Annotated in this window: 19 protein-coding genes and 1 pseudogene; 14 read left to right on the top strand and 6 right to left on the bottom strand. The window is 60.0% G+C overall.

The window, feature by feature from the left end; all coding sequences use genetic code 11:
* Nucleotides 1-107: 107 nt before the first annotated feature.
* From VY732_RS26155 to VY732_RS26170, 4 genes are all read right to left on the bottom strand, one after another.
* Nucleotides 108-392, bottom strand: a complete 285-nt coding sequence (locus tag VY732_RS26155; RefSeq protein WP_331692567.1) for a YceK/YidQ family lipoprotein — start codon at nucleotides 390-392, stop codon at nucleotides 108-110.
* The gene (ubiX, locus tag VY732_RS26160) at nucleotides 385-1,032 is read right to left on the bottom strand and encodes a flavin prenyltransferase UbiX (RefSeq protein WP_007909567.1); all 648 of its coding nucleotides are present in this window, start codon (nucleotides 1,030-1,032) and stop codon (nucleotides 385-387) included. The genes VY732_RS26155 and ubiX overlap by 8 nt, the downstream gene beginning before the upstream one ends.
* Nucleotides 1,029-2,378, bottom strand: a complete 1,350-nt coding sequence (gene mpl / locus VY732_RS26165; protein WP_077574683.1) for a UDP-N-acetylmuramate:L-alanyl-gamma-D-glutamyl-meso-diaminopimelate ligase — start codon at nucleotides 2,376-2,378, stop codon at nucleotides 1,029-1,031. Before mpl ends, ubiX begins: the two co-directional genes overlap by 4 nt.
* Before the next feature lie 361 nt (nucleotides 2,379-2,739).
* On the bottom strand, nucleotides 2,740-4,653 hold the full coding sequence (locus VY732_RS26170) for a sigma-54-dependent Fis family transcriptional regulator (protein ID WP_331692568.1): 1,914 nt from the start codon (nucleotides 4,651-4,653) through the stop codon (nucleotides 2,740-2,742).
* Nucleotides 4,654-4,955: 302 nt separating this feature from the next.
* On the opposite strand from VY732_RS26170, the gene exaC reads away from it, so the two are divergent.
* The 14 genes and pseudogenes from exaC (at nucleotide 4,956) to VY732_RS26240 (ending at nucleotide 19,867) form a co-directional block, all read left to right on the top strand.
* A complete protein-coding gene (exaC, locus tag VY732_RS26175) occupies nucleotides 4,956-6,476 on the top strand; it encodes an acetaldehyde dehydrogenase ExaC (protein ID WP_282358493.1) in 1,521 nt (506 codons plus the stop codon).
* A 307-nt stretch (nucleotides 6,477-6,783) separates the two neighbouring features.
* Nucleotides 6,784-8,154, top strand: coding sequence for an ethanolamine permease (gene eat, locus VY732_RS26180; protein WP_116029869.1), 1,371 nt, complete (start codon nucleotides 6,784-6,786; stop codon nucleotides 8,152-8,154).
* Nucleotides 8,155-8,337: 183 nt separating this feature from the next.
* Nucleotides 8,338-9,732: an ethanolamine ammonia-lyase subunit EutB gene (locus tag VY732_RS26185; protein WP_137216637.1), complete on the top strand. Its 1,395-nt coding sequence runs from the start codon at nucleotides 8,338-8,340 to the stop codon at nucleotides 9,730-9,732.
* On the top strand, nucleotides 9,729-10,562 hold the full coding sequence (eutC, locus tag VY732_RS26190) for an ethanolamine ammonia-lyase subunit EutC (RefSeq protein ID WP_442968554.1): 834 nt from the start codon (nucleotides 9,729-9,731) through the stop codon (nucleotides 10,560-10,562). Before VY732_RS26185 ends, eutC begins: the two co-directional genes overlap by 4 nt.
* Nucleotides 10,563-10,677: 115 nt before the next feature.
* Nucleotides 10,678-11,139: a GNAT family N-acetyltransferase gene (locus tag VY732_RS26195; protein ID WP_007910890.1), complete on the top strand. Its 462-nt coding sequence runs from the start codon at nucleotides 10,678-10,680 to the stop codon at nucleotides 11,137-11,139.
* 228 nt (nucleotides 11,140-11,367) lie between these two features.
* Entirely contained in the window at nucleotides 11,368-12,018 is a 651-nt protein-coding gene (locus VY732_RS26200; protein WP_007910892.1) for a DedA family protein, read from the top strand.
* 4 nt (nucleotides 12,019-12,022) lie between these two features.
* Nucleotides 12,023-12,835, top strand: coding sequence for a zinc-dependent peptidase (locus VY732_RS26205; protein ID WP_331692572.1), 813 nt, complete (start codon nucleotides 12,023-12,025; stop codon nucleotides 12,833-12,835).
* Nucleotides 12,836-12,947: 112 nt separating this feature from the next.
* Complete coding sequence (ppa, locus tag VY732_RS26210; protein ID WP_003205933.1) at nucleotides 12,948-13,475, top strand: inorganic diphosphatase; 528 nt, start codon at nucleotides 12,948-12,950, stop codon at nucleotides 13,473-13,475.
* Between the two features lie 223 nt (nucleotides 13,476-13,698).
* The gene (locus VY732_RS26215; protein WP_077574688.1) at nucleotides 13,699-14,445 is read left to right on the top strand and encodes a S24 family peptidase; all 747 of its coding nucleotides are present in this window, start codon (nucleotides 13,699-13,701) and stop codon (nucleotides 14,443-14,445) included.
* A 459-nt stretch (nucleotides 14,446-14,904) separates the two neighbouring features.
* Nucleotides 14,905-15,642 carry a hypothetical protein gene (locus VY732_RS26220; RefSeq protein WP_331692578.1) on the top strand — a complete coding sequence of 246 codons (738 nt, stop codon included), beginning with the start codon at nucleotides 14,905-14,907 and terminating at the stop codon, nucleotides 15,640-15,642.
* A gap of 133 nt (nucleotides 15,643-15,775) precedes the next feature.
* Nucleotides 15,776-17,323 (top strand): annotated as a pseudogene (locus tag VY732_RS26225) (type VI lipase adapter Tla3 domain-containing protein); the annotation flags it as partial.
* A gap of 186 nt (nucleotides 17,324-17,509) precedes the next feature.
* On the top strand, nucleotides 17,510-18,685 hold the full coding sequence (locus VY732_RS26230) for a GGDEF domain-containing protein (RefSeq protein WP_331692579.1): 1,176 nt from the start codon (nucleotides 17,510-17,512) through the stop codon (nucleotides 18,683-18,685).
* 127 nt (nucleotides 18,686-18,812) lie between these two features.
* Nucleotides 18,813-19,370: a hypothetical protein gene (locus VY732_RS26235; protein ID WP_116029875.1), complete on the top strand. Its 558-nt coding sequence runs from the start codon at nucleotides 18,813-18,815 to the stop codon at nucleotides 19,368-19,370.
* 62 nt (nucleotides 19,371-19,432) lie between these two features.
* Nucleotides 19,433-19,867, top strand: a complete 435-nt coding sequence (locus tag VY732_RS26240) for a hypothetical protein (protein ID WP_331692580.1) — start codon at nucleotides 19,433-19,435, stop codon at nucleotides 19,865-19,867.
* Nucleotides 19,868-19,891: 24 nt separating this feature from the next.
* On the opposite strand, the gene VY732_RS26245 is transcribed toward VY732_RS26240, so the two are convergent.
* Together VY732_RS26245 and VY732_RS26250 are read right to left on the bottom strand one after the other, a co-directional pair.
* Nucleotides 19,892-20,704, bottom strand: a complete 813-nt coding sequence (locus tag VY732_RS26245) for a YfaP family protein (RefSeq protein WP_331692581.1) — start codon at nucleotides 20,702-20,704, stop codon at nucleotides 19,892-19,894.
* Between the two features lie 3 nt (nucleotides 20,705-20,707).
* Entirely contained in the window at nucleotides 20,708-22,327 is a 1,620-nt protein-coding gene (locus VY732_RS26250; RefSeq protein ID WP_331692582.1) for a DUF2300 domain-containing protein, read from the bottom strand.

Genomic DNA, 22,327 nt, shown 5'->3' on the forward strand with positions numbered 1-22,327 from the left:
TCTATAGCGCCTGGAAGAAAGCTTTCGCGAGCAGGCTCGCTCCCACATTGGCACCGCGTTCCTCTGTGGGAGCGAGCCTGCTCGCGAATGGAGTGCGCAGCGCTCCCCTACAATCCGCCAGTCGCCTGAAAACCCACACCTATCACCGTCAGCAATGACAACGGCAACAACAGCGTATCGAGCAAGGCACTCGCCGGCAGATCCACCCCCGGATAGCTCGGCGCCTCAGCCCCGAACCGATCCATCGCGCAGCACCCGCCATTCAGCACATACAGATCCAGCCGCGTCCCGGAGTACACCACCGGCGCGCCGGGTTTGGCCGCATCGAGGGTGCGCGCCGTCGCACACCCGGTCAGCAACAACGCCAGCCCAATTGCCAGCAGCTTATTCATCGCTGCTCAGATGATGCTCACCCCAACGCGGCAGCATGTCCTGGGGAATGCCGAGCAGATTGAGAATTCGCGCCACGACGAAATCGATCAGGTCATCGATGGTCTGCGGCTGATGATAGAAACCCGGCGAGGCCGGCAGAATGGTCACGCCCATGTTCGACAGCTTGAGCATGTGCTCCAGATGAATACTCGAATACGGCGCCTCGCGCGGCACCAGAATCAACTGGCGACGCTCTTTCAATGTCACATCAGCCGCGCGTTCGATCAGGTTGTTGCACGCGCCCGTGGCAATTGCCGACAGCGTGCCCGTTGAGCACGGCACCACGACCATTGCCGCCGGAGCGCCCGACCCCGAAGCTACCGGCGACATCCAGTCTTCCTTGCCGTACACGCGGATCTGCCCGGCGGCAGCTCCAGTGTATTCGGTCAGGAAGGCCTGCATCATCTGCGGTTTGGGCGGCAGCGTGACATCGGTCTCGGTCGCCATGACCAGTTGCGCAGCCTTGGAGATCAGGAAGTGCACTTCGCGATCTTCCCGCACCAGACAATCGAGCAGGCGCAAACCGTACTGAGCGCCGGACGCGCCGGTCATCGCCAGCGTAATGCGTTCGGGGCCATTGCTCTCAAAACGAGTGTTCATTGCAGCGCCTCGGCGAGTTTGCCGTGCAGGCCGCCGAAGCCGCCGTTGCTCATGATCACCACGTGCGTGCCTGGCTGCGCCTGGCTCTTCACGCGTTCGATGATGCCTTCCAGCGAGTCGCTGACAATCGACGGCACTTTGCACAGCGCGGCGGTACCGGCGAGGTCCCAGCCGAGGTTGGCCGGGGCGTACCAGATCACCTGATCGGCATCGACCACACTGTCCGGCAAACCGTCACGGTGCGCGCCAAGCTTCATCGAGTTGGAGCGCGGTTCGATGATCGCGATCAGCGGTGCGTCGCCGATGCGTTTGCGCAGGCCGTCGAGGGTGGTGGCGATGGCAGTCGGGTGGTGGGCGAAGTCGTCATAGATGGTAATGCCGCGTACTTCAGCGACCTTCTCCATGCGGCGTTTGACGTTCTTGAACGCGCTCAGGCCAGCGATGCCCATCGACGGCACCACGCCCACATGACGCGCAGCCGCCAAGGCAGCCAAGGCGTTGGCGACGTTGTGCTGACCGGTCAGCTCCCACTCGACGGTGCCTTGCGACACGCCTTCGAACATTACTTCGAAGGCCGAACCGTCTTCGCTGAGCAATTTGACCTGCCACTGACCGCCAGCACCGGTGGTTTGCACCGGGGTCCAGCAGCCCATCTCGATCACACGCTGCAAGGCCGGCTCGGTGGTCGGGTGAATGACCAGGCCTTCACTCGGAATAGTCCGCACCAAGTGGTGGAATTGCCGCTCGATCGCCGGCAGATCCGGGAAGATGTCGGCGTGATCGAACTCAAGGTTATTGAGGATCGCGGTGCGCGGACGGTAGTGAACGAACTTCGAGCGCTTGTCGAAGAACGCGCTGTCGTACTCGTCAGCCTCGATCACGAAGAACGGCGTGCCGCCCAATCGCGCCGATACCGAGAAGTTCTGCGGCACGCCGCCAATCAGGAAGCCCGGGCTCATGCCGGCGTGTTCCAGGACCCAGGCGAGCATGCTGCTGGTGGTGGTTTTGCCGTGGGTGCCAGCCACCGCCAAGACCCAGCGACCTTGCAGCACGTGATCAGCCAGCCACTGCGGGCCGGAGACGTACGGCAGGCCTTTGTTCAGCACATATTCCACTGCCGGATTGCCGCGGGACATGGCGTTGCCGATCACCACCAGATCCGGCGCCGGATCGAGCTGCGCCGGGTCATAGCCCTGCGTCAGCTGAATGCCTTGGGCTTCAAGCTGTGTGCTCATCGGCGGATAGACGTTGGCGTCGGAACCGGTCACGTGATGGCCCAGCTCTTTGGCCAACACCGCCATCGAGCCCATGAAAGTCCCGCAGATACCCAGAATATGAATGTGCATAGTCGACCTCGTAAAACATGGCCGCAGGTTAGCGTAGGGAGGGGGAAATCGCACTCTTTAGGTGAGGGGCGGGGTGGGTGGGCCGTAACATCTCGACTCGACTTCAGACTGCTGCCCTCACCCCAGCCCTCTCCCAGAGGGAGAGGGAGCCGATCTGCGTCGTTTTCAAATCCTGAGTTCGGCTCGATATTTCAGGTCGGCGTAAATTGGCAGAACACCGCGATCGGTCCTCCGGGAGAGGGAGCCGATCTCGGTCGCTTTCAAATCCTGAGTTCGGCTCTATAACTCAGGTCGGCGTAGATCAGTAGAGCGAATCGGTCAGTCCCCTCTCCCTCTGGGAGAGGGCTAGGGTGAGGGCCTTCTAACTGACTCGCCGCTCAATCCCATGCTTACGCAGCTTTCTATAAAGGGTATTGCGGCTGACCCCAAGCTGCTCAGCCGTTTGCGTCATATGCCACCGCGTCTGCTCCAAAGTTTTAAGCAGTGCAATCCGTTCTGCGTCTGCCAGTGGGTGTTCGCCAGACTCGGCTGGCGGAAGGACTGGACGCCCCTGCCGAATCATCACCGGCAAATCCTCCACCCCGATCCGCCCCTCATCACACAACGCCGCCAACGTGCGCAGGACATTGCGCAACTGCCGCACATTGCCCGGCCAATTGAACGCCAGCAACGCCTCACGCGCCGGCTCGTCGATCACTATCGTTTCACCGCCCGCCTCTTCGGCCAGCAGAAAATCCAGCAACTGCGATTTATCACTGCGCGCGCGTAATGCCGGCAACGCCACTTCCAGCCCATTGAGCCGGTAATACAAATCCTCACGGAAGCTGCCGTCCGCGACTCGCTCCAGCAGATTACGGTGGGTGGCACTGATGATCCGCACATTGACCGACTCCGGCTCGCCGCCGATCGGCACCACCTGACGATCCTCCAACACGCGCAACAGACGAGTCTGCAAGGCCAGCGGCATATCGCCAATTTCATCGAGAAACAGCGTGCCGCCATCAGCCTGCTGCAACTTGCCGCGCATGCCGTCCTTGCGTGCGCCGGTGAAACTGCCACCGCGATAGCCGAACAGTTCGCTCTCGATCAGGCTCTCGGGAATGGCCGCGCAGTTGAGCGCAACGAAGGCTTTGTTCGAACGCTGGCTGGCCTGATGCACAGCCTTGGCGAAGGCCTCCTTGCCGGAGCCGGTTTCACCATTGATCAACAACGGCACATCACGTTCGAAAACGCGTAAGGCTTTGCGGAAGTCTGCCTGCAACGCCTCGTCACCGAGGCAGATGCCCGACAGGCGCGGCGCCTCAGCGACCACCGGCGTCGATACCCTCGGTACAGGTTTACGCGATTCCCCGCGCAACACCGCAAACAGATGTCGCCCGTCACGGGTGCGCAGCGGCCAACTGGCGCTGGCATGGGCACTGGCGCGGCCAAGCAATTCATCCAGCGAGCAATCGAAAAACGCCTCCACTGGTTTACCCAGCAAGCCGCCACGAATATGCCCGAGCAGATTCAGTGCACTCTGGTTGACCGCGCTGATCCGCCCTTCGCCGTCAAACGCCAACAAGCCTTCACTGAACAGCCCGACGGACTCGGCCTGCAGATGAAAGCGCAGCAACCATTGGTTATCGAAACAGCGCAGGAAGTAGCAGCTCTCGATCATCTTCGCCGACAGATTGACCAGCGCCATGGTGTGGAACTGGCTTTGCCGCGAGACGTCATGGCGCGCCGAAGAGACGTCGAGCACCGCCAGCAGTTCGCCATGCGGGTCGAATACCGGGCTCGCCGAACAGGTCAGGCCGGTGTGGCGACCGCGAAAGTGTTCATCCTGATGAATGGTCAGCGCCTGACGTTCGACCAGGCAGGTGCCGATGCCGTTGGTGCCTTCGCAGGCTTCGCTCCAGTCCGCACCGAGCCAGAGGCCGGCGCGCTCAAAGATCTTGCGTTCGGCGGGCGCGGTGACGCAGTTGAGGATCACCCCGCGCGCATCGGTCAGCAGCACCGCGTGGCCGGCGCCGGAGAGTTGTTGATGCAGGCTGCTCATTTCATTGCCGGCGATCTGTAGAACCTGCTGCAGACGTTCGCGGCTTTCCAGTACCCGGCCGTGTTCGAGCACAGTCGGCGCCATGCTCAGCGCCGGGTCGAGGTGGTAGTCCTCCAGACAGCGCAGCCACGAACGGGCAATCGACGGATCGGCACCGGGCCCGTGCAGGTGCGGTTTGCCCTGGGTAGCAGTGAGAACCTGTTGGGCATGGCGACTCAAATGGTTGTCGTGCATTTCTTATTGTTCTCCCCGAGGCTCGACGGCCCAATGCTGAGGTGACGCCCAGCATCCCCCAGCCACCGACGCATTGCAATGCTGGCAAGACTGTCCGGTCACGGGCTGTACCGAAAGCGGTACAAACTGTCACCCCCATCTGTACCGAAACCGTAACAGGCAAAATCCACTCGTCCGACAAAAACCTGCCAAGCCCTTGATTTACCTGCCCTGCACGGCAGTGGCCCGACCTTTGCTCTACGCTTATAGCAAGCGCACTTGCGCGTTTCTCTAATAAGTACAAAGCCAAGGAGAACATCATCATGCGTTACGCTCACCCCGGTACTGAAGGCGCCAAAGTCTCGTTCAAAGCCAAGTACGGTAACTACATCGGCGGCGAGTTCGTCGCGCCTGTCAAAGGTCAGTACTTCACCAATACCTCGCCAGTGAATGGCCAGCCAATTGCCGAATTCCCCCGCTCCACTGCCGAAGACATCGACAAGGCACTGGACGCCGCCCACGCCGCTGCCGACGCGTGGGGTTCCACCTCCGTGCAGGCACGCTCGCTGATCCTGCTGAAAATAGCCGACCGCATCGAACAGAACCTCGAACTGCTGGCGATCACCGAAACCTGGGACAACGGCAAAGCCATCCGCGAAACCCTCAACGCCGACATCCCGCTGGCCGCCGACCATTTCCGCTACTTCGCTGGCTGCCTGCGCGCCCAGGAAGGCAGCGCTGCCGAAATCGACGGCAACACCGTGGCCTATCACATCCATGAACCGCTGGGCGTGGTCGGCCAGATCATCCCGTGGAACTTTCCGATCCTGATGGCCGCGTGGAAACTCGCCCCGGCACTCGCCGCCGGCAACTGCGTGGTGCTCAAGCCTGCCGAGCAAACCCCGCTGGGCATTACCGTGTTGCTGGAACTGATCGGCGACCTGCTGCCACCGGGCGTGCTGAACATTGTTCAGGGCTACGGCAAAGAAGCCGGCGAAGCGCTGGCCACCAGCAAGCGAATCGCCAAGATCGCTTTCACCGGCTCGACCCCGGTCGGCTCGCACATCATGAAATGCGCCGCCGAAAACATCATTCCGTCGACCGTGGAACTGGGTGGCAAATCGCCGAACATCTTCTTCGAAGACATCATGCAGGCCGAGCCGACCTTCATTGAAAAAGCCGCTGAAGGTCTGGTGCTGGCGTTCTTCAACCAGGGCGAAGTCTGCACCTGCCCATCCCGTGCGCTGGTGCAGGAATCGATCTACGACGAGTTCATGGCCGTCGTCATGAAGAAAGTCCTGCAAATCAAACGTGGTGATCCGCTGGACACCGACACCATGGTCGGCGCGCAGGCGTCCGAGCAGCAATTCGACAAAATCCTTTCGTACCTGGAAATTGCCAAGGGCGAAGGCGCCGAGCTGCTGACCGGTGGCAAGGTGGAAAAACTCGAGGGCAATCTGTCGACCGGTTATTACATCCAGCCGACCCTGCTCAAGGGCACCAACAAGATGCGCGTGTTCCAGGAAGAAATCTTTGGCCCGGTGGTGAGCATCACTACCTTCAAGGACGAAGCCGAAGCACTGGCCATTGCCAACGACACCGAGTTCGGCCTCGGCGCCGGCCTGTGGACCCGCGACATCAACCGCGCCTACCGCATGGGCCGCGCGATCAAGGCTGGCCGTGTGTGGACCAACTGCTACCACCTGTACCCGGCGCATGCCGCGTTTGGCGGGTACAAGAAGTCTGGCGTGGGCCGTGAAACCCACAAGATGATGCTCGATCACTATCAGCAGACGAAAAACCTGCTGGTGAGCTACGACATCAATCCGTTGGGCTTCTTCTAAAACCCGGGGCGACTCTGAAATTTCTGAGTCGCCCGTTCAACCGCTTTCGCGAGCAGGCTCGCTCCCACAAGGGAGTTGTGCCGCACCACATACACAGGCTCGCCACAAATCCACTGTGGGAGCGAGCCTGCTCGCGAAGGCGCCCTGTCTGACACACCATCAATGGCCTGGCCGCTCTGGCACGGCCCTTGCGTACCCGTCATTCAGGTTTTGCGTGAAAACTGCCGCTGCGTGAACAGCATCCATCCACCTCAACCGCGCTACCTGAAAGTCCAACAGATCGAACAATAAAAACCAGAGAGGACTTATGACTTCCACCACACAGCTCAAACCCACACTCGGCACCCTGCACCTGTGGGGCATTGCCGTCGGCCTGGTGATTTCCGGCGAATACTTCGGCTGGAGTTACGGCTGGGGCACCGCCGGCACCCTCGGTTTTCTGGTCACGGCGCTGATGGTCGCGACCATGTACACCTGCTTCATCTTCAGCTTCACCGAATTGACCACCGCCATCCCCCACGCCGGCGGGCCGTTTGCCTACAGCCGTCGGGCCTTCGGTGAGAAAGGCGGATTGATCGCCGGCATCGCCACGCTGATCGAGTTCGTCTTTGCGCCACCGGCGATTGCCATGGCCATCGGTGCCTATCTGAATGTGCAATACCCGGAGCTTGATCCGAAGATCGCCGCCGTCGGCGCGTATTTCGTGTTCATGACCCTGAACATCCTTGGCGTCAGCATCGCCGCGACTTTCGAACTGGTGGTCACCGTGCTCGCCGTTGCCGAGTTGCTGGTGTTCATGGGCGTGGTTGCCCCGGGCTTCAGCTTCAGCAATTTCGTGCTCAACGGCTGGTCGGGCGCCAACGAATTCACCCTCGGTTCGATTCCGGGGATCTTCGCGGCGATCCCCTTCGCGATCTGGTTCTTTCTCGCCATCGAGGGTGCCGCCATGGCCGCCGAAGAGGCGAAAGACCCGAAACGCACGATTCCCAAGGCCTACGTCAGCGGCATTCTGACCCTGGTGTTCCTCGCTATCGGCGTAATGGTCATGGCCGGCGGCGTCGGCGACTGGCGTCAGCTGTCGAACATCAACGATCCGCTGCCGCAAGCAATGAAAGCCGTGGTTGGCAATAACTCGACGTGGATGCACATGCTGGTGTGGATCGGTCTGTTCGGTCTGGTGGCGAGCTTCCACGGGATCATTCTCGGCTACTCGCGTCAGTTCTTCGCCCTCGCCCGTGCCGGTTACTTGCCTAAAGGACTGGCCAAGCTGTCGCGTTTCCAGACCCCGCACCGGGCGATTCTGGCTGGTGGCGTGATCGGTATTGCGGCGATTTACAGCGACGGCCTGGTCAATCTGCAAGGCATGACCCTGACGGCGGCGATGATCACCATGTCGGTGTTCGGCGCGATCGTGATGTACATCATCAGCATGCTCAGCCTGTTCAGACTGCGTAAGACCGAGCCGAACCTGGAGCGCACCTTCCGTGCGCCGGGCTATCCGGTGGTGCCGGCGATTGCGCTGTTTCTGGCGCTGGTGTGTCTGGTGGCGATGGCGTGGTTCAACACGCTGATCGGCTGTGTGTTCCTTGGTTTCATGGCCGCCGGTTACCTGTATTTCCAGCTGACCGCCAAGCAACGCGCCGAAGCGCCGGCAGACGCTATGCTCGAAGGTATCTAGCTGCACCGGCACCGGGCCAAATACCTGGTGCCCGCATTATTGAAGTGCATACAACACCTGTAGGAGTGAGCCTGCTCGCGATCGCATCGACGCGGTATGACTGTTGTACCGAGTTGCCTGCATCGCGAGCAGGCTCACTCCTACATAAAGCAGATTGCAGCAATTATTGGAGGACACCGCCCCATGGCCGCATTCGCCCATTCCGTCGGCGCCCAGACCTATCGCTTCGACAGCCTCAAGGACGTCATGGCCAAAGCCAGCCCGGCGCGCTCCGGGGACTTCCTCGCCGGCGTCGCCGCGCTCAATGATGGCGAACGCGTAGCAGCACAAATGGCGCTGGCCGACATCCCGCTCACGCATTTCCTGCAAGAAGCGCTGATTCCCTATGAGGCCGATGAAGTCACCCGGCTGATCATCGACACCCACGACAAACAAGCCTTTGCCGTGGTCAGCCACCTCACAGTCGGCGGTTTCCGCGACTGGCTGCTCAGCGACGCCGCCGATGAAACCAGCCTGCGCAACCTCGCCCCCGGCCTGACACCAGAAATGGTCGCGGCGGTATCAAAGATCATGCGCGTGCAGGATCTGGTGCTGGTAGCGCAAAAGATTCGCGTGGTGACCAAGTTTCGCGGCACCCTCGGCCTGCGTGGGCGCCTGTCCACGCGTCTGCAACCGAACCACCCGACCGACGAACCTTCCGGCATCGCCGCGAGCATTCTCGACGGTCTGCTCTACGGCAACGGCGATGCGATGATCGGCATCAACCCGGCCACCGACAGCATCGCCTCGATCTGCGCGATGCTGGAAATGCTCGACGCGATCATCCAGCGCTACGACATCCCGACCCAGGCCTGCGTGCTGACCCACGTCACCACCTCTATCGAGGCGATCAACCGTGGCGTGCCGCTGGATCTGGTGTTCCAGTCCATCGCGGGTACCGAAGCGGCCAACGCTAGTTTCGGCATCAACCTGAATGTCTTGCAGGAAGGCTACGACGCCGGTCTGAGCCTGAACCGCGGCACTCTCGGGCAGAACCTGATGTATTTCGAAACCGGTCAGGGCAGCGCACTGTCGGCCAACGCCCACCACGGCGTCGACCAACAGACCTGCGAAACCCGGGCCTACGCCGTGGCACGACATTTCAAGCCGTTTCTGGTCAACACCGTCGTAGGATTTATCGGCCCGGAGTACCTCTACAACGGCAAACAGATCATCCGCGCCGGCCTCGAAGACCACTTCTGCGGTAAGTTGCTCGGCGTGCCGATGGGCTGCGACATCTGCTACACCAACCACGCTGAAGCCGATCAGGACGACATGGACACCCTGCTGACGTTGCTCGGTGTCGCCGGGATCAACTTCATCATGGGCATCCCTGGCTCCGACGACATCATGCTCAATTACCAGACCACCTCGTTCCATGACGCGCTCTACGCGCGGCAGACCCTGGGCCTGAAACCGGCGCCTGAGTTCGAGCAATGGCTGGCAAACATGGGCATCTTCACCCAAGCGGATGGCAAGGTTCGCTTCGGTAACAACTTGCCGCCGGCCTTCCGCCAAGCGCTGGCGCAACTGGGATGAGTCACATGGAAAAACCACCCATCGACCCGCAGACCCCTTGGCTGCAACTGCGCCGCCTGACCCCTGCGCGCATCGCCCTCGGCCGCACCGGCACCAGCCTGCCGACCAACGCGCAGCTGGACTTCCAGTTTGCCCACGCGCAGGCACGCGATGCCGTGCACTTGCCGTTCGATCACGCCGGGCTCAGCGCGCAACTCGGTGAGCACGGGCGTGAAAGCCTGCTGCTGCACAGTGCCGCCGTAGATCGAAACAGCTATCTGCAACGTCCGGATCTGGGGCGCAAGCTCAGCGATGAATCGGCGCAGGCCTTGCGCGAACACGCGGCGGCGCATCCCGGCGGTGTCGATCTGGCAATTGTCGTGGCCGACGGCCTGTCGGCACTGGCGGTGCATCGGCATACCTTGCCGTTTCTCACGCGCTTGGAAGAACAGATGAGCGCCGACGGCTGGTCGATGGCGCCCGTTGTCCTGGTGGAACAGGGCCGCGTCGCGGTCGGTGATGAAATCGGCCAATTGCTCGGCGCGAAAATGCTGGTGATGCTGATTGGCGAACGTCCGGGACTCAGTTCACCGGACAGTCTTGGTTTATATTTCACCTACAATCCAAAGATCGGCCTGACCGATGCCTATCGCAATTGCATTTCCAATGTGCGGCTCGAAGGCTTGAGCTACGGCATGGCGGCGCATCGCTTGCTCTATCTGATGCGCGAAGCCTGTCGGCGGCAGTTGTCGGGGGTCAACCTGAAGGACGAAGCACAGGTTCAAACGCTGGAATCGGACGCTGGTGTAGATATGAAAGGCAATTTCCTACTCGATCCGCCCACAACCTGAACCGTTTCCGCATTGCGTTTCTGCGCCGGTTTCAGGCAGGATCGATGCACGGCCGCACGGGTTTCCCATCGCCGTCAGAGCAGTTGAAGACAGCCACTTGAAGACGAGACCTATCATGCGGATTATTCAAGCGACCCTCGAACATCTGGATTTGTTGACTCCGTTGTTCGTCAAATATCGCGAGTTCTACGGTTCCCTGCCTTACCCGGACTCCTCCCGCGCCTTCCTCGAAAAACGCCTGCGCCGCAAGGAATCGGTGATCTATCTGGCGCTGGCCGATGATGATGACAAGAAACTGATGGGCTTCTGCCAGCTCTACCCGAGCTTCTCCTCGTTGTCGCTCAAGCGTGTGTGGATCCTCAACGACATCTATGTCGCTGAAGATGCGCGCCGCCAACTGGTCGCCGACAACCTGATCCGCACCGCGAAGAAAATGGCCAAGGAAACCCAGGCCGTGCGCATGCGCGTCTCCACCAGCAGCAATAACGAAGTGGCGCAGAAAACCTATGAGTCCATCGGGTTCAAGGAAGACACCGAGTTCAAGAACTACGTGCTGCCGATCAGCGAAGAGCTCTGACTGCACAGGCAACGTGTGATGAGGGAGCCCGCTCCCTCAGGCACCCGAATGCTTCCTGACAATTGTTCACACCTCGACATCCCTCGCTACAAAACCAACGCGCTTTTCATCTTTCAGACCGTATAATCCCGATCTTTCCGGCTTGTAAGAAAAACTACACCCCGCTGTAGGCTTACACGAAGTCATCCGCACAGGCCTGCCGAGTCGGGCCGTCAAACAGGTGCCCCCATGGATTTCAACCCGCTCGACCTTATCCTGCATCTCGACGTCTATCTCGATTTGCTGGTGAACAACTATGGGCCATGGATCTACGCCATTCTGTTTCTGGTGATCTTCTGTGAAACCGGTCTGGTGGTAATGCCCTTCCTGCCGGGTGATTCGTTGCTGTTCATTGCCGGCGCCGTGGCGGCTGGTGGTGGCATGGACCCGGTGCTGTTGGGCGGCTTGCTGATGCTCGCGGCGATCCTTGGCGACAGCACCAACTATGTGATCGGACGAACGGCTGGCGAAAAACTGTTCAGCAACCCGAACTCGAAAATATTCCGTCGCGACTACCTGCAAAAAACCCACGATTTCTACGACAAGCATGGTGGCAAGACTGTCACCCTCGCGCGCTTCCTGCCGATCATCCGTACCTTTGCGCCGTTCGTCGCCGGCGTGGCAAAGATGCCGTATCCGCGTTTCTTTGGTTTCAGCGTGCTGGGCACCATCCTCTGGGTCGGCGGTCTGGTCACGCTCGGCTACTTCTTCGGCAACGTACCGTTCATCAAGAAAAACCTGTCATTGCTGGTGGTGGCGATCATTCTGTTGTCGCTGGTGCCGATGATCCTCGGTGTGGTTCGCAGCCGTTTCGGCGGCACCAAAGCGCAATCGCACTAAGCCGATGTGGTCGCTGAGCGCCTGGCGTCGTCGGCGTATTCTGGCGAAGCACCCGATTGCTGACGACATGTGGCAACGGGTCCGCCATCACCTGAGCTTTCTTGACGGCATAAGTGCAGCCGAAGACCAGTGGCTGCGCGAAGCCTGCGTACTGTTCCTCGAAGACAAACACCTGAGCGCCCTGCCCGGCGTCGAACTGCATCAGGAACAACGCCTGCTGCTCGCCGCCCAGGCGCAATTGCCCCTGCTCAATCTGGGCGATCTGAACTGGTATCAGGGTTTCCACGAAATCGTGCTCTACCCCGACGACTTTCTCAGCCCGCAACGTCATCGTGACGCCAGCGGTGTCGAGCATGAGTGGGACGGCGAACACAGCGGCGAAGCGTGGCAGCAGGGGCCGATCATCCTCGCCTGGCCCGGCGTCATGGCCAGTGGTGGCTGGGAAGGCTACAACCTGGTGATCCACGAACTGGCGCACAAACTCGACATGCTCAACGGCGACGCCAATGGCCTGCCACCGCTGCATGCCGACATGCGCGTCAGCGACTGGGCAATCGTTATGCAAAAGGCTTACGACGATCTCAACCGCCAGCTTGACCATGACCCGGACGCCGAAACCGCCATCGATCCCTACGCCGCCGAGAACCCGGCGGAGTTCTTTGCGGTCACCAGCGAGTATTTCTTCAGCGCCCCGGATCTGCTGCACGAGGCTTATCCACAGGTCTATGCGCAGTTGCAGCTTTTCTACCGCCAGGACCCGTTGAGCCGGTTGCGGCAACTTCAGGCCTCAGACCCGGTCTATCAGGCGCACGACTAAGCTCTGCACGACTTTCGGTACATGGCGTCGACGGCAGAATATGCCTATAATCGCCGCCACTTTTTGGTCAATCCGGCCAAGTGTTTTTGGTCAACTACGGGGGCAACGCCCAATGAGCTACAGCAAGATTCCGGCTGGCAAAGACCTGCCGAACGACATCTACGTCGCGATCGAGATCCCGGCCAACCACGCGCCGATCAAATACGAAATCGACAAAGACAGCGATTGCCTGTTCGTTGACCGTTTCATGGCCACCCCAATGTTCTACCCGGCCAACTACGGTTACATCCCGAACACCCTGGCTGACGACGGTGATCCCCTCGACGTGCTGGTTGTGACCCCTTACCCGGTTGCGCCAGGCTCGGTGATCCGCGCGCGTCCAGTCGGCATCCTGAACATGACTGACGACGGCGGCGGCGATGCCAAAGTCATCGCAGTGCCACACGACAAGCTGTCCCAGCTGTACGTCGATGTGAAGGAATACACCGACCTGCCACCGCTGCTGATCCAGCAGATCGAGCACTTCTTCGCGAACTACAAAGATCTCGAAAAAGGCAAATGGGTCAAGATCGAAGGCTGGGCCGGTGCAGACGCCGCCCGCGAAGCGATCACCAAGTCGGTTGCCGCCTACAAAGGCTAAGCACCTGCGCTATGCGTGAGGCTTGAAGAAAACCCCGGTTGATCCGGGGTTTTTTGTGCTCGGGAAAAGCTGTCTTAAACAGAGTGTTTATCGAGGACTACAGAAAAGTTTTAGCCTGTGTAATTTCCCACAAGAACGTCTTACATCCCGTCGCAAAATTCAGCCCGTTTTTGAACGTCCGGTTTATTCAAACCGCTCTGGCACGGCCGTAGACTCCGTGTTTATGAGAAAGAACACTAGCGGTCCAAGATTCAAGGCACTCCTGGAAGCTGCGAACATCTCGACGACGGGTTTCGCAAAGTTCTGGGGCACGGAAGCCCAAAATGTCCACAACTGGTACACCCGGGGCGTCCCGGCGTATCGCATGGAAGAAGTCTCACGCCTGCTGTCCGTCAACAGCGAATGGCTGAAAACCGGCCAAGGCACGAAAGAGCTGCCAAGCCTGACTCCGCCGGCCAGCAACGGCGACAGCTTTGACGCCCACGATCCACAGGGCGCCTACCGATTCATCCATCCCAATGACATCGAGCTGGCCTTCTTCAAGGAAACACCACAGACCAACGGCTCCGACAAAACCCACGTTATCCAGGACCCGGACCTGTCCATCCGCCTGCTGCGTGCACAGGTTGATCAACTGGAGATCCGCCCTGCCGATGCCATCTGCGCGCACATGATCGGCAACAGCATGGCCGAACGCATCGAGGACGGCTCCGTCGTCGCCATCGACCGCGGCCTGACCCAAGTCGTCGACGGCGAGATCTACGCCATCGAACACGACGGTATGCTGCGCATCAAATACCTGCACCGCATGCCCGGCAACGGCCTGCGCCTGCGCAGCCACAACAGCGCCGAATACCCGGACGAAGTGTTCCGCCCGGCGCAGATTGAAGAACAGCGGATTCATATATTGGGCTGGGTGTTCTGGTGGTCGACGGTGAGCAAGCGGCGGCCGGTGGTGCCGTTTCTCTGACTTGATGCAGTTTTTCGAGTCTGCACTGAACCCTGTGGGAGCGAGCCCGCTCGCGAAGAGGCCCGGACAATCGGTACAAATCGCGGATTTCTAGCGTAGAAGTCGCTCTAAACCGCACTTCAGACTGGGAATCCCAAGCAAAACTCAGTATCCTGCGCCCCACATTTGCGCATCGACCCGCCCCGCGGCTCAGACAGCGCCCGACGCGGCAGACCAACGTCTGACCAAGTCCCACAGCCGGACGCAGATCCGGATGTACGTTTTGAAGGCTGGCGCGGTTTACCAAAAATAGGCCAAGCCAGTCCCCGAGAAGCCGGCCACAAGCCGGCTTTTTAATGCCTGAAATAAACCCGCCCCACGTTATTCGCACAGGTATCAGTCCACAGCCGCCATCGGCAAAATGACTTCCATAGCGTCATTTCGGATGAATCATTAGGCATCCGGCGCCAGGAGGTATCAATGAGCACACTTACCCGTTATCTGAGCCTGTTTATTGGCGCGAGTCTGTCCTTTCTGGCGAAGGCAGCCCCGGTACAGTTCACCGATTACCGTGCTTTTTACGAGTCGCTGGGCAGCAACCTGTTTACGGGGCCCGGGATCGAACTGACCATGCCCTGCTCGGAATCACCGAGGCATTGCCTTTGGGTCAATGCCATGCGTCCGGCGTTCGAACGTTATGACCAGGCGCAGTGGAGCGCTCCTGAAGAATTGGCCCTCAACCCGCCCAAAGGCATACCCGAGATTGTCTTCGATGGCGACGCCCTGACGATCGGCAAACAGCGCTGGCCACTGCGCGACGCCAGCAACTTCGCGCCACCGGCATGGCGCACAAATGATCCCGTCGACCCGGAAAATCTGGCGTCGGCTACGGTCTGGCGCCAAGGCACCTCAACGTGCGTCGAGATGAAGTATGTGAGCAGTGGCCGCGGTGTTCGCTACACTCACGTGTTGTTGGTACACGAGCAACACCTCTACGCGCTACCGCCACTGTTTGCGTCCTGTGCGGGCGTTCGCAGGGCTCCGCAGAACCAGTTCAGTTTTCCGGACAATTCCTATCTGGGTCCGGAGCTGGAAAACAACCCTCTCGGTCTGAAAATGGATTATCGGCTGTCCGATGGTAAAACGCCGGTTGCGCAGTACCTGTTGCACTTCCCGGACCCGGGCAACCCCTACGTCTTTGAGGCGCAACGTCAATAAGTGGCCGCGTGCAAATCTGTCATGACCTTGGCGCCGTACAAAGGTCATCATGGTCGGGGATCAACGTGAAGGGTCAGCCGATCGACCCCATTCCTCGCGACAAACGGGGTAACTTTCAAGGAAGAAATACACGATGACTGACGCAGCTCAGGCAAAGAAAACCTGTTTCGCCCCGTCGCGCACTCTGGCCAGTGACAGTTTGGTGCTTCGCAAGAGTAAAAACCGCACGTCTCTCAATCCTGCTTGCCTGCTTCTCATCGGTTTTTTCCTGATCACCTCCCTGGCTCAAGCGGCTGAACAGCCGCTGACGCTCACCCGTTGCTTTGCCAGTCCGCCCTCGGCCGTCACTGCCTATCCTTCGGCCAAGGAAGCGACAGCCATGCCCGTGGATGCCCGTTACCGCGCGCCAGCCACTTCGCCGCGTCTGGACACTCTCGATGTGCTCGCCGTCGGCATAAGTGTCGACGTATTCCGGCAGGGTCAGGTCTGGAAAGCCTTGCAGGAGCAGAACGCGAAACAGGCCGAATCCCTGCACATCGGCAGCATCCTGCCGACCGATCCAGGAAAATATCCGGTGGATAGCGACGACAAGGACATGGCCTACGACAAGCGCAAAGCTGATGCGCTGGAACTGGGTTTACGCGACTTCGTGGAAAAATGGCCCATCCCCACCATCACCGTGGTCCGAGGCTGGAACCCCGCTACGCCGAACCTGCGCTTCTCTCCAGAACGGACCCGAAAAATGCTCTCAGGCATGGTCAACGCTTACCGCACGGAAGCGGGCCTGCACTGGCATCGCGTGCGTAATCTGCAAGACGGCCTTGTCTGCAACGACACCCCGGAAGGTCTGTTGGAAGAGTTGTTCCGGTTGTTCGAGCAAAACCCCGACCTCCCCGCCGTGCTGATCTACAACGTGGAGGGCTTCAGCATGTCGTTTGCCCTCTCGGCAAAAAAAGCGCCGCTGATTGGTGGACCCGGGCCGCGTAAGCCCGGTGAACTCACCGACTCGATGGTCGCCATAGTCGTCGGCCGCCCGGAGCGCGTCGAATGGCTGCGTTACTACGCTCAGTTTGCCCGGATCAACGAGAACGCAATCGACCCGGAGTTCACCGGTTGGCGGGCGCGCAAACCCGCCGTGGCATTCCAGCCCTCGCCGTTCATTCCTCAACCCTGGACCCAGCGTGCGTTCGAGCAATGGGATGCGCTGCCGGTACTGGCCAGGCTGCATCGACCGGTCAGCGTGTCGATGCGCCGGCCGGATAACGGCGAACCGCTGAAGCGTGAGGCCATGACGCTGAAACTGGCCGCTGGCTGGCATCAGGCCATGGCCGGGCTCGCGCCAAAGCCGACCCGGCTGTTCTTTGACAGTGGCTCGAACGCCACGGCAATGGCGCAACTGTTGCCGGCGCTCAACGCGGCACACAGTTCGCTGAACCTGCTCGATTCTCGCGCGGGTTACGACCTGACTCAGCGCTTGGGTGACACGGGCTCGGCGTCGCCTTTTGTCGGGCTCACGCTCGCGACGATGGCCAGTTACTTGAATGCAGACACCAGCGTGGTCATGCCGATGCGGCGTCAGGATCAGGCGACGATCATCGCCGTAACCTCCCCGACACCCGGAAAGAAACCGGTGGGCAATGAGCACTTCAGCGTCACCTTGATGCCATCCTCCGCCAGTACCTATTCAGCCCCGTGAACCGCAGATACGGCGTGAGCCTTTAGGCGGTTCCGCTGTGTCATTCGGCAACCGACACTTGCCAATTGCAATGGCTCGGTGCTAAATCCCGCCCAGTCACCGCCCTCTGTTTTTACCCGCATCCCCGACCCCGGCCGGATTCCGGTATTGAGCCTCACGGGAATCCATGGAATGGCCCTGCATATCCCGACCCTGCTGGTCGTTTCGGTCTTCGTCTTCTTTTTGATGGGGCTTTTGACGCTGCACGCCTGGTATCGCGAAACCCGCGAGCCGCCACTGGCGTACCTCGGCAGCATGATGCTGCTTGGCGCCTTGGGCGTGGTATTGGTCAGTTGGCGTGACCGAGGGGTCGACTTCATTCCCATTGTGTTCGGCAATGTTGTTCTGTTGCTCAGTGCAGCGATGAACTGGACGGCCATGCGCACACTGGTCGGGCGCAGGCCGTCAGTGTCCGGCATTCTGGCTGGGGCGTTCGCCTGGCTGACCTTGTGCCTGATTCCCGCCTTCTACGAGTCGATGCCAAATCGGGTTTTGATCTACTCCTTGCTGGCATTCGGTTACGGCGTGCTGACGACGCTGGAGCTCTGGCGCAGCAGAAACACCCTGAACGTCGCGTTTATGCCGGCACTGGTGCTGACCGTTCTGCACACGGTGTTCTACGCCGTTCGCAGTGCGACCGATGAAGGGCTGCCGGTGACAAAGGCGCTCTTGGGCAGTGGCGAGGGCGTGCCGTTTTTCTCGTTCATGCTGTTCGAGTCGATGCTGTATGTCATCGGCATTGCCTACATCACCCTGGCGATGGTCAAGGAACGTGCAGAGCTCAAGCTCAAAGCGGCGGCGTTCAGCGATCCGCTGACGGGCATTGGCAATCGTCGCGCGTTCATGATGAACGCCGGGCAGTTGCTGACTGAAAGCCAGCAACACGCAGAACCGGCGGCTTTGCTGCTTTGTGATCTGGATAACTTCAAGCGTCTGAATGACACCTATGGCCATCCCGTTGGGGATCAGGCGTTGATCGCGTTCGGCCGGATCGTGGTCGAGAGCCTGCGCAAGGAAGATGTTTGCGGGCGGATAGGTGGTGAGGAGTTTGCTTGTCTGCTGAACAATTGCGATGAGCAGACTGCATTGGAGATAGCCGAACGGATCCGTCGCTCGTTTTCCCAATTATCGATTCTTGAGCCGGGTTTGCTCAGCGTCAGCATCGGCGTAGTAACCACCCGCGAATCCGGGTACGACTTGTCACGTCTGCTCTCGGAAGCGGATCAGGCGTTGTACGGCGCCAAGGATCAGGGACGCAATCGTGTACAGACGTTGCGCTCGCTGTACCTGAGCCTTACCGATAATTAGTGCCCAGCCACCGACCATTTCAATAAGCCATTAGCACATCCGCCCTAATTGCCCCAACCGGCACCCGCCACTAAATTTCCATTCTGTTTTTGTGCACTACAAAAGCGCCAAGGAATGGAGCAGCACCATGTCATCGTTTTTCAAACTGAGTAAATCCCTCGCTCTACTGACTGCCCTCTTGACTGCTACTTCAGTGTCAGCAGAAGAGCCGAACCCCGTCGGCGACTGGTGGATCATTTACGGTAACGGCGTCCCGCACAAGAACATCATGTATGTCGCCGACAGCACATCCGTGGTGCCGTCGACGCGTACCAAGGGTGCGCAAATGCTGGCGGTGACGCTGGTGTATGAAGAGCCGGGCAAGCCAATGATCGATGCCTACAACCTGGAAGTTCAGTGCAAGACCAACAAGCTGCGGTTTGTTAACGGCCAGTCGGTGGATCGAATTGCCTACATGCTGCGGCACCTGAAAGTGAACGAGCAATGGCAACAGCCGAAGGAGTTCTGGGTGCAGCGCGCTTTGGCTTTCGTTTGCACTCCAGAGAAAAAAGACATGATTGCAGTGGGCAAGATGGAGCACTTGCAGATGATTCAGGGCATGCAGCAGATGTTTTTCAAACTTGCACCGATTCAAGAGAAAGGCCAGATGATGGACAACCTCGACTCGATACTGGGCAACAAGTAACAGCCTGATTTCTGGGCGCTGCAGCGCGCTATTTCGTCTCGCACATGACACCGGGAGTCATGATGAATCAATGGACTAAGACGCTACTGACGCTGCTGATAACAGCCACAGTATCAATGGTGAATGGCTGCCACCTGATTGCGCAGTCGCGCTGGGAAGGACGGGATGTTCAGGAAGCACTCGATCTGTTCGGCAAACCTGACTCGATGAAAAAACAGACCAGTACCAACGGCGAAAATCTGGCCGTCCTGACCTGGTTCAAATCCTCCAGCTGGACCACCACCGAAGCGGCCGGCACTTCCATGAATCACACCGGCAACGGCATGGTGTACACCGAGTACTACGAGACGGTCGGGCATAGCTCTGACTGCAAACTGGAAGCCACCGTCAATAAAGCCAAAAAGATCGTATTGTTCAGGATCGAGGACGGAAAAATCATTCATGGCAAATGCATCAACGTTCCGTTCGTACCCGGTTACATTCCGCCCGGTTTCTAGTGCTATCCCTGAGCGAGTACCTGCTCAGGGATAACTGAATGACTTCACCAGCGTCAGCTCTCCCACCGCGCGCATAGGGATCAGAAACGTCTCCATCTTCTCGCTCGGCGTACCCTCTTCAGTGATCACCGTCACCTGCGCCGTGGTCAGCGCCTGCACCGCCTCATCGCCGCCCTCGTCATCGCCGCGATAGCCACCGCCGTAGTAATTCACATACACCAGATACTGGCCCTTGATCGGCGCCGGCATGGCGAAGATTTCCGGGCCGTAGCCGGTGGTGACGTCGACGTCGAGCGCGGCACCGTTAGGCGCGGTGCGGTTGCCGTACCAGATGTGCGCGCCGTCGGGGGTGACGAGGTGCAGGTCGAGGTCGGTGCCGTCGCTGTCCCATGCCAGCAGTACGCGCAGCTTGGCCGGGGTGGCGCCGCCGCTGGTGTTAAGGAATTGTGTGCGGTGACGTTGCTGACCGTCGGGGCTGCGCACTTCGACGCTGTTGCTGCCGTTGGGGAACGAGAACGGGCGATCGAAGCGGCCGCTGTCATCGATTTTCAGCGGCATGCTCACGCCATTGACGATCAGCCGTCCGGGTTCGTTGCCCTTCTGCGTAGCTTTGATTTCGCCGCTGATGCGTGCAGTGTTGGCCTGGCCGACCGGGGTGTTGACCGATGAGGCCGGGTAGTTGACGGTCTGGCGGAAGCTTTCGCCCTCGCCTTCGGGTGCGCCGCTGCGCCAGCCGCCGACCGGGGTGTCGAGTTTGACGCTGTCGGCAGCAATGACCGGCGAGAGCGCAGTCAAGGTGCAGAGCAGCAGCAAGACCTGTGGATAACGGAGTGTCATGGTCTATTCCAGCAAAAGATGACGGGCGAGCCCTTCGATGTAGGTTTCATCCTGGCCGTTGGGGTGAGCTTCAAAGGCCAGGTGCAGGTATTCGTGGGTCAGGTCGAGGCGATCCTGCAGGGTCAGCACGCCGCGCACGTAGATGCGTTGGCGTTCACGGTCGACGAAAGGACGGCCGAAGGCGAGTTTGCAGACGGCGAAGGTGCTGACTTCGTTGTAGCCGGTTTCGCTTTCCAGCGTCGGACGCCAGCCGCGACGTTGTTTTTGCAGCCAGTCTTGTGCGGCGGGCAGCGCTTCACAGGAAGCGACCGGGTTGTCCCAACGGCTGAGGCTGGCGCGCGGATAGGCGTGCAGCAGAATCGCGTCGTAACGCTGACCGGCATTAGCTTGCTCGACGGCTTGTTGCCAGGCGAGTTTGTCCGGGCCGGGTTGATCGGAGTGATAGGTGACGGTGCTACCGGCCAGCACCAGATCCGCCGTCCATGCGGCGATGCTTCGGGATTCAGCAGAGGCCGGGCGCGGGGCGACGCGCTGGCGATTGCTGCTGTCATCGATGCTCAGGCAGTCGCCGTTACGTGTGGCGTTTTGCAGCAGATAAGTGCGGATCGCTACGGCCAACGCCTTGGCCGCTTCGGCGGGTTCGGGTTTGGCTTCGCGCTCAAGGACGCGGGCGACATATTCTTCGCGATCAAGCCTTGCGACGAGTTTGTCGTTGAGCAGAAACAGTTCGCCGTCGCTGTGGATATCCAGCGCATTGCCGTTGGCGAATTCGACGCGGTAGTCGCCTTGCAACGGGCCGGATATCGTGAGGCGATCACCCGCTAACACCTTCGAAACTGGGTACTTCGAAAACAGGCTGACTTCGACACAACGCCCCGCCTCCTCGGGCCAGGCTGCCGGCAACACGGTCGCCAATGCTTGGCCGTAATGCCGCAAGACCATCTGACTGGTGCCGCGCCCGCCTGCCCAGACCGGCGAGCCATCAGCCGTCCAACCGGCAAACCCGCCCTGCCGCGATTGCGGGTCCTGATCACCGAGCCAGCTCCAGGTTTTCACCCGCAGGCGCCCGCCCAGTTCGCCGACGACATTGCCATCCGCCGCATTCAGCACTACATCGAGCAGCACTCGACGCGCCTGATCCTGCGCCGGCAAAGTCGCCAGGACCTTCAGCAGCTCAACCACGGAAACCCGTTGAGCCGGCTGCACCGACGGCAAATCCAGCAACCACGACGGCGCCTGCCGCGCCTGCCAATAGGTACGCCAATCCGCCGCCGAAATCCCTAACCGCGCAGGCTCGAAATACAACCCGCAGGATTTCACCAACGCCTGATCACGCTCGATCTTGCCACCCGCCGAGCAGCAATAAATCTCGTCTTTCGATTGCCCGCGACATTCATATGCCGGCTCCCGCGCGCCGGTATCCACCAGCCATGCGTAGACAAACAACTTCCACAGACTGCCCAACGGCGTATCCAGCGATGACGGCAACGGTTCACGCTTGATCAGTTGCGTCTGACTCAACGACAACAACTCGCCCTTGTAGGCCACGCGCAACGGCTCGTCCTGCGCCGTCGCCAGCGCAGGCATCACACACATCAACAGCCACAGCAGCGGCCGGGTCAT

Source organism: Pseudomonas sp. ZY71, assembly GCF_036542145.1.
Taxonomy (GTDB): domain Bacteria; phylum Pseudomonadota; class Gammaproteobacteria; order Pseudomonadales; family Pseudomonadaceae; genus Aquipseudomonas; species Aquipseudomonas koreensis_A.

What these genes read in the sequence shown, in the direction of transcription:
- VY732_RS26155 (WP_331692567.1), bottom strand. Translation starts at nt 392, where the DNA reads ATGAATAAGCTGCTGGCAATTGGGCTGGCGTTGTTGCTGACCGGGTGT.
- ubiX (WP_007909567.1), bottom strand. Translation starts at nt 1,032, where the DNA reads ATGAACACTCGTTTTGAGAGCAATGGCCCCGAACGCATTACGCTGGCG.
- mpl (WP_077574683.1), bottom strand. Translation starts at nt 2,378, where the DNA reads ATGCACATTCATATTCTGGGTATCTGCGGGACTTTCATGGGCTCGATG.
- VY732_RS26170 (WP_331692568.1), bottom strand. Translation starts at nt 4,653, where the DNA reads ATGCACGACAACCATTTGAGTCGCCATGCCCAACAGGTTCTCACTGCT.
- exaC (WP_282358493.1), top strand. Translation starts at nt 4,956, where the DNA reads ATGCGTTACGCTCACCCCGGTACTGAAGGCGCCAAAGTCTCGTTCAAA.
- eat (WP_116029869.1), top strand. Translation starts at nt 6,784, where the DNA reads ATGACTTCCACCACACAGCTCAAACCCACACTCGGCACCCTGCACCTG.
- VY732_RS26185 (WP_137216637.1), top strand. Translation starts at nt 8,338, where the DNA reads ATGGCCGCATTCGCCCATTCCGTCGGCGCCCAGACCTATCGCTTCGAC.
- eutC (WP_442968554.1), top strand. Translation starts at nt 9,729, where the DNA reads ATGAGTCACATGGAAAAACCACCCATCGACCCGCAGACCCCTTGGCTG.
- VY732_RS26195 (WP_007910890.1), top strand. Translation starts at nt 10,678, where the DNA reads ATGCGGATTATTCAAGCGACCCTCGAACATCTGGATTTGTTGACTCCG.
- VY732_RS26200 (WP_007910892.1), top strand. Translation starts at nt 11,368, where the DNA reads ATGGATTTCAACCCGCTCGACCTTATCCTGCATCTCGACGTCTATCTC.
- VY732_RS26205 (WP_331692572.1), top strand. Translation starts at nt 12,023, where the DNA reads ATGTGGTCGCTGAGCGCCTGGCGTCGTCGGCGTATTCTGGCGAAGCAC.
- ppa (WP_003205933.1), top strand. Translation starts at nt 12,948, where the DNA reads ATGAGCTACAGCAAGATTCCGGCTGGCAAAGACCTGCCGAACGACATC.
- VY732_RS26215 (WP_077574688.1), top strand. Translation starts at nt 13,699, where the DNA reads ATGAGAAAGAACACTAGCGGTCCAAGATTCAAGGCACTCCTGGAAGCT.
- VY732_RS26220 (WP_331692578.1), top strand. Translation starts at nt 14,905, where the DNA reads ATGAGCACACTTACCCGTTATCTGAGCCTGTTTATTGGCGCGAGTCTG.
- VY732_RS26230 (WP_331692579.1), top strand. Translation starts at nt 17,510, where the DNA reads ATGGCCCTGCATATCCCGACCCTGCTGGTCGTTTCGGTCTTCGTCTTC.
- VY732_RS26235 (WP_116029875.1), top strand. Translation starts at nt 18,813, where the DNA reads ATGTCATCGTTTTTCAAACTGAGTAAATCCCTCGCTCTACTGACTGCC.
- VY732_RS26240 (WP_331692580.1), top strand. Translation starts at nt 19,433, where the DNA reads ATGAATCAATGGACTAAGACGCTACTGACGCTGCTGATAACAGCCACA.
- VY732_RS26245 (WP_331692581.1), bottom strand. Translation starts at nt 20,704, where the DNA reads ATGACACTCCGTTATCCACAGGTCTTGCTGCTGCTCTGCACCTTGACT.
- VY732_RS26250 (WP_331692582.1), bottom strand. Translation starts at nt 22,327, where the DNA reads ATGACCCGGCCGCTGCTGTGGCTGTTGATGTGTGTGATGCCTGCGCTG.